This window comes from Bartonella sp. AC10YNML (assembly GCF_042196825.1).
GTDB lineage: Bacteria > Pseudomonadota > Alphaproteobacteria > Rhizobiales > Rhizobiaceae > Bartonella.
Genome location: NZ_JBHIRA010000036.1, coordinates 1 through 6,024 on the forward strand (window position 1 = coordinate 1; position 6,024 = coordinate 6,024).

The 6,024-nt window shown below is 39.5% G+C and carries 4 protein-coding genes and 1 pseudogene; all 5 read right to left on the reverse strand.

Going from position 1 to position 6,024, the window contains the following annotated elements:
* Nucleotides 1-419: pseudogene (locus ACFINA_RS09200) on the reverse strand (hypothetical protein); the annotation flags it as partial.
* 217 nt (nucleotides 420-636) lie between these two features.
* Nucleotides 637-1,863 carry an MFS transporter gene (locus ACFINA_RS09205; protein WP_375615478.1) on the reverse strand — a complete coding sequence of 409 codons (1,227 nt, stop codon included), beginning with the start codon at nucleotides 1,861-1,863 and terminating at the stop codon, nucleotides 637-639.
* A gap of 511 nt (nucleotides 1,864-2,374) precedes the next feature.
* Nucleotides 2,375-3,613, reverse strand: a complete 1,239-nt coding sequence (locus ACFINA_RS09210; RefSeq protein ID WP_375615479.1) for a DUF2087 domain-containing protein — start codon at nucleotides 3,611-3,613, stop codon at nucleotides 2,375-2,377.
* Nucleotides 3,614-3,623: 10 nt separating this feature from the next.
* Nucleotides 3,624-4,298, reverse strand: coding sequence for a hypothetical protein (locus ACFINA_RS09215; protein WP_375610624.1), 675 nt, complete (start codon nucleotides 4,296-4,298; stop codon nucleotides 3,624-3,626).
* Between the two features lie 210 nt (nucleotides 4,299-4,508).
* Nucleotides 4,509-5,702 (reverse strand): MFS transporter, encoded by a 1,194-nt coding sequence (locus ACFINA_RS09220; RefSeq protein ID WP_375615480.1) that lies wholly within the window; start codon nucleotides 5,700-5,702, stop codon nucleotides 4,509-4,511.
* Nucleotides 5,703-6,024: the final 322 nt, after the last annotated feature.

Consider the following 6,024-nt stretch of genomic DNA (forward strand, 5'->3'; position numbering starts at 1 on the left):
AAGTATGCCGTGAGAAAAAAAGGGGCAGCTTTTTGCTTTTGCAGCCATTGGTCCTGATGTTTGAACGGAAACTGGCAAGTGGTAAGGGGAAGGCTACATATTTTTGATGTTTCCGTTTCGCGATAGTTTTTTCCTATTTGAAATGCTTCTGCAATTTTTGTAAGTATATCTCCTGTTTCTAAATGACGATCGCTGAAATTTTCCATATTTCGTACATTTTTATCTTTTAGCACTTGCCATAATTTATCGATTGCTTGAAATCCCTCTGTTGTGTTTTGAATAAGACCAAGGTTTAAAAGGCGATTAATAGATTTGTGAATGTTTTTAGTTTCTGAATTGACAAGTTTGAGGATATCAGAAAGAATTTTAGCACCAAGTATAATAACAGTATAGACAGCGTGTAGTGTCGGTGAGGTCATGGCAAAAATGAGCGAATTATAAGAAAAATGTTTTGGCTGTATTGCACATGGATATCAATAGAATATTATTCGTGCAGAATGTAGCTACCTTACGCTTGTCTATCCCATAATCCTTTAAGCTATGAGACAATTTGCAGCGGCGTTTACAGAGCAATCTTTAAAGACCATTTTGAGCTTTTTTGCCGCAGAGTGTGTTACAAAATCATAATTGAGCCATTTATGGCGAAGTGTTTTGGGCACCCTTGTTGTGCCCCCAGTAGCAAAAGTTATATGTGACATTGAAGTTCCTTATTTTTTTAGTTTGCATAAGGCAAAGGCAAGAAGCAAAGGCGGAGATACCAACAATCATGCAAAAGGTGAAAGCGATGTGATTGTTGAAATGGCTGATGATCCATCCACTTGTCCATGAGCCGGCAGCTTGGCCAATATTTGAAATAACAAGAATATAACTAAAAAGAACACTGGTAGAGAGGGATGAGGTTGTTTTCCCTGCTTGATAGTATATTTCTGGAACCATGACAGATTCATAGACACTGTAGGCAATTAACGCAGTCACAGCGGTAAAGACGCCACCCATAAGGAAAAATGCAGCGAAACTTCCCATAAGCCATAATAGGTAGAAAGTTGATTTATCAGAAAGGCTGAGATGTTTATTGATTATTCCTTGCCAGATACAAATACTGATGCCAACAATTGAAAAGAAAATTCCACTATAAGGGGCGAGATTGCTGTCAAATTTACTGAGAAGTGTTGTGGTGGTGATGAAAATTCCCATGAGGAATGCACAAAGCAAAGCCGTGACCAGCAAATAAGCAATAGAGCGATTATATATTATTGTTTTTAAAGAAGAAAGAAAAGAATTCTTTATTTTTTTGTTCTTTTCAAGAGATAATTTTTTATGGGGGTAGTGATAAACAATTTGAATGGATAAAACACAAAGATACAAACCAATGAGTGCAAAAAAAGCCATCAAAAAAACTGATGCGTTGTATTTTATGGCACTCGTTGCAACAAGAGGGGCGATAACGACAGCAGCATTTTGAAAAAAAGAATAGAGAGTTAATGCGCGCTTAAGAGCATTTTCATTGAGATGTTCTGATAAAATTTCTCTCAAAAATGGCTTTGAAATTGCTTTCGAAAAAGCCATTAAGGTAAAAAAGATCAACCATGCAGAAGGTGTGAGCGATAGGATAATGCACACAAAAGCGCTACTCCTTAAAATAAAGGCGGTAGCCATTAAGAGTTTACGCGAAAATCTTTCTAATAAACTCGTTGTGGTTACCATGAGAATGCTTTCAAGGATTACTGATCCAGCGAGATAAAAAGCGACATTGGCAGCAGTTATGAGAGAAGAGTTTCCAAGCAAAGGGAGTACAAAGAAAAAGGAAAATTCAGAAAGAAAAACTGTGCTATAGATGAAAAAAGTTATTTTATTTTTGCCCATGGAATTTCCATAGAAGTGTCGTTAAATGATCAAATACATTTTGTTGTATCTCTTGAGGAAGTTTTGTCAGCCCTGTTTCTGCTGTGCACATTTCGTTGAAATAGTATCCTTCTTGATTCACCAGCCAGTCCACTGCAAGAATATTGTTTTTTGTTTTTTCTACGATGTTTTTAGAAATATCGAGCATGATTTGGATTGAGCAACAACACTGTGCGCGGATGTCTACGCAACAATCGTAAGATCATTGAGACCTTGATCCTATATCTTCTCCTGATGGTTTTGACTGTTCCTAATCCTATTTGATAACCAATTGACATCCCGCATTCTTGCTTTTCCATTTTAACCTTTATGAAGAGGATGTACTATCCCCCCATAGATTGTTAACATATGAATGGGATGAATGATTTTGTAACCTTTTAATGAATTTATATTTTTTTAGTGGAAGGTTATTCATTCTCTTGAAATAGAGAAGAAAAACGATAGCGTTCGCTAATCATTTTTCAATTCTCTTTTAGCGCATGCGTTGATATTTTCCTCCATGGCGTTGTAAAAAACCTCTCTCAACAAGAGTGCGTCGTAATCGGGCAAAGTCTATCGTAAAGAGGTTGCATATCTTGGAAACTTCCGTTTCGCTATAGATTTTTCCCATTTGAAAGGCTTCACCAATTTTTGATAGCATCTCTTCTGTTTCTAAATGGCGGTCGCTTAAATTTTCCCTATTTCGTTCATGTTTATTTTCTAGCATTTTCCACACTGTCTCTTCGACTTGAAATCCTTTTGTTGTGTTGTGAATAAGTCCAAGGTTCAAAAGGCGATTGATGGATTTGTGAATTGTTTTGGCATCTGAATCAATATGTTGGAGGATATCAGTAAGATTTTTTGCACCAAGGATAATGGCGGCATAAACAGCGCGCAGGGTAGGAGAGGCCATGGCAGAAATGAGCGAATTGCGTGTGTAGCGTTTGTGAAGTGCTTCTGCTCCCATGGGCAAAAGATCATTGCGAATGGGCAGTTCATTGATTTCTATGAGTTCTGCTTGGAGCGATTGTGCGCGTGTAGCCTGTTCGGCTGGGGTGCTTTTGCGAATAATTCCCAGACCACCCTGGCGATATTTGTGGTTTTCGGGGAGTGTTAAAGCTTCATAGGAGCCATCAAGCCGGTAGAGAATTTCTTCCCAGATGGGAGTTCTAACACGTCGAATCCGTTGTTCGCCATTGAGAGCAATCGTTGTGGTCATTGTTGGTTCATGCAGACAAAGATAACCACCAGGTGTGATATGTTCCCAAAGGGTTATAACAAATCGTACATCATCTGCTGGCGTTCCAGCATCAATCCAAGCAAAATCTATTGGCACCCAAGATTTGAGAGTTCTTTCATCAAGAGAGAAAAAATTTTCATTGATAAATGTTACAGTATCTTTTTCAATGCCATCTTTAAGAAGTCTTTGCCATGCTTCTTCTGCTGATTGACCTTCTACTGTAAAATCATCAATGGTAATAAGCCGAGGTTCGTAATTTTCAGGAATTCCTGAAGGGTCAAGCAAAGCTGTACGCTCTTCCCAAATGGCGGATTCTAGAAGCTTTTTATCCTGTTGCCATGCTTGTTTTGCTTTTTGGAGTGCTCTTGCGATAAAGCGCGTACTATCACCAGCACCGATTTCAATGACTGTACGCGGTCTTGCCATTTGAATGAGTGCATGGATCAGTTGAGCACTATTTTCTGTTCCCATACCAGGTCTTATCAGCTGCATCTTTTTATCCTTATAATTTTATCAATCGTAGCATTCCTGCTTTTACAAGAAACTTTATTGAATCCTCTAGCGGGTGTTGAAGATGCATTGGTGTGGTGGCTTGCTTCAAGAGATGTTTTGTTTTTTCATGAAGCCGGATTGTACGTCCATTAAGTTGATTAATGGCAAGGAACCCAAGAGAAGAATCTATGATAATACATGTTGGCTCTCGTAAAAGAGCGGTTGCATCATTTTTTGAAAAGGCTTTTTGATTTGTTTCGATGAGACCGTGTCGTAGCAGTGATATCAAAAGACTATTCACGTCAAAAAGGCAACCATTGAGTTTGATTTCTTTTAAGGATTGGACAAGGCAGCCTTCACGAAGTGCTTCAAATGTGGGAAAGTCGAATCCGCCAAATGCCGCTCCTTTTGTAGAAATAACGATTGCAGGTTGTATTTGCCGTTTTCCAATTAAAGCTGGTTTATTTCTCGTTATCTGTACGTCCTTTGCCCATTGAACGCGTGATAAAGGATTGAGTTCACGTGGGTAAACGTCAAAAGAATTGATGGCTGTGGGCGGTGTGGTTTTTTGTAAGGCAAGGGTGTGGATGCTTTCATTCAAGTCATGTAGCATATAGTCTGCCAGTTGCCATATATAACCACCTGTTCCATTGTAAAAGTTTAAGCCTATAGGGTCTTGTTGCATGATGTTAAACTGTTTTCTTCTGCTTTAAAATATCAAGTTTTGGCAAGGGTTATTTGCTTGGGTTGTTTGCTCCTCCACACGAGAATGGTTTATCAAAATCACATTGCTTGGTATAGGGTTGCATGGGAGATACAATAATTTGATCAAGTGGTGATTTTTATGCCATTTTTGGGCATGTTTTTTTTTCGAGAGAAAAGATGGTAAAGTTTGCTAGGCATTATCCCATTCCTTTTTTTGCAGAGCGCGGTTTAATGTAAAGCCTAATATGCCTGTGATCATGGTGGCAATGCCGATGATAAGGAGTGTGTATTGGGTGTGATGCACTTTTACAAAACTTGCACTGATAAAACCAATACACACGGCTGTTTGTATGATAAAGATATAGGCGGGCATTTGACTGTTTCGTTGTTCTTTTTGGATGGCTTTCATCATAAAACTTGCCATTAGTGCATTTTGCACACCGTTGGCACCCCCAAGGATGAAAAATGACAGCATCATTAACCATACAATGTGTGTGAGAGAAAAGCAGAAAATTGCAAATCCAATTATTGTCGCAGCCAGTGATGCTCCAGCAGCATTGCCAAAGCGGTGGAAAAGGCTGGAAAAGCAGAGCGGTCCAACGACGAGCCCTAGACTTATCATACTTGCAATTATCCCGTAGGTTTCAGCGCTTAAATACAGTTCGGTGCGGATGCGGACAATTGATAGGACATTAAGAGCCGAGGTGAGGGTGATGGTAATGATGAGGGGGGAAAGAGCATAGACAACATTTTTTTTACGCAAGAGCCCTCTTAAGTCTAGTCCCTTTTTGGCTTGTTGTACTGCGTTTGTTGTTGGCGTATGCATTTTTAAACTTTTAAAACAGAAGAGAGTGATAAAGGTTGCACAGAGAACCATGATGGATAGTGCAAAGAGCCCTTTTTGCCCGTTTGAAAGACCATATAGTACACCTCCTAACAGTGGTCCTGCAATGTAGCCGAGATTACGGACTGTTTGGATAATGCGGTTGTTACGGTCTAATTGCCGATCATTTTTTGCGAAGTCAGGTACAGCAACAAGGATAGCAGACCAAAAGAGTGAACCAGCACACCCTAGTGCAAAAGAAAGGGCAATATAAAGCCAAAATTGGTTAGCGGCTGCGGCTGCGGCTATGAAAAATGCTTCAAACAATAAAACAATGGGGACTGTTCGCGTTGGTTGGAAGCGATGTAAGAGGCGCGGCGCAATGGGTCCTGCACAAATTGCTCCTATAAGCCCTGCAAAAAGCAGCATTGAAATCGAGGCTGTACTTTCTGCTAAGTGTAAAGCAAATGTGACCTGCGCTGTTTCATCGGCAAAGCTGCTAAGAGCCAAAATAATAAAAAGCCCTATTTGGGCGAAAATCATGGATTTCTTCTTTGTCACAATGCTTCTCCCCAAGAGGCTAAAGGTACAATTTTCTTCTGCGTGTTTATGGTATATCCCACGCTTTGTATAGTTTTTTTTGATGATCAGTTGAGAAAGGAAGTTTTCAGAGTTCTTTTCCAAAACAAGCACAATGCCTATTGGCAGCGATGAGCAACTCCTTGTGTTTTTTGAAAGGGGAGTATTAAGGATGATGGGCTAGAGAAGTTGTCTGATATGAGAGACAATGATACAAAAGGGCAATCAGAAAATTTTGCAAAAAAGCTGCACGCATAGTGCAGCTTTTTATATATTTGCTTTAAAGGTAGACGTTTTAAAGCAT

Excerpts from the sequence above, each read along its gene's own strand:
- ACFINA_RS09205 (WP_375615478.1), bottom strand. The coding sequence starts at position 1,863 with ATGGGCAAAAATAAAATAACTTTTTTCATCTATAGCACAGTTTTTCTT.
- ACFINA_RS09210 (WP_375615479.1), bottom strand. The coding sequence starts at position 3,613 with ATGCAGCTGATAAGACCTGGTATGGGAACAGAAAATAGTGCTCAACTG.
- ACFINA_RS09215 (WP_375610624.1), bottom strand. The coding sequence starts at position 4,298 with ATGCAACAAGACCCTATAGGCTTAAACTTTTACAATGGAACAGGTGGT.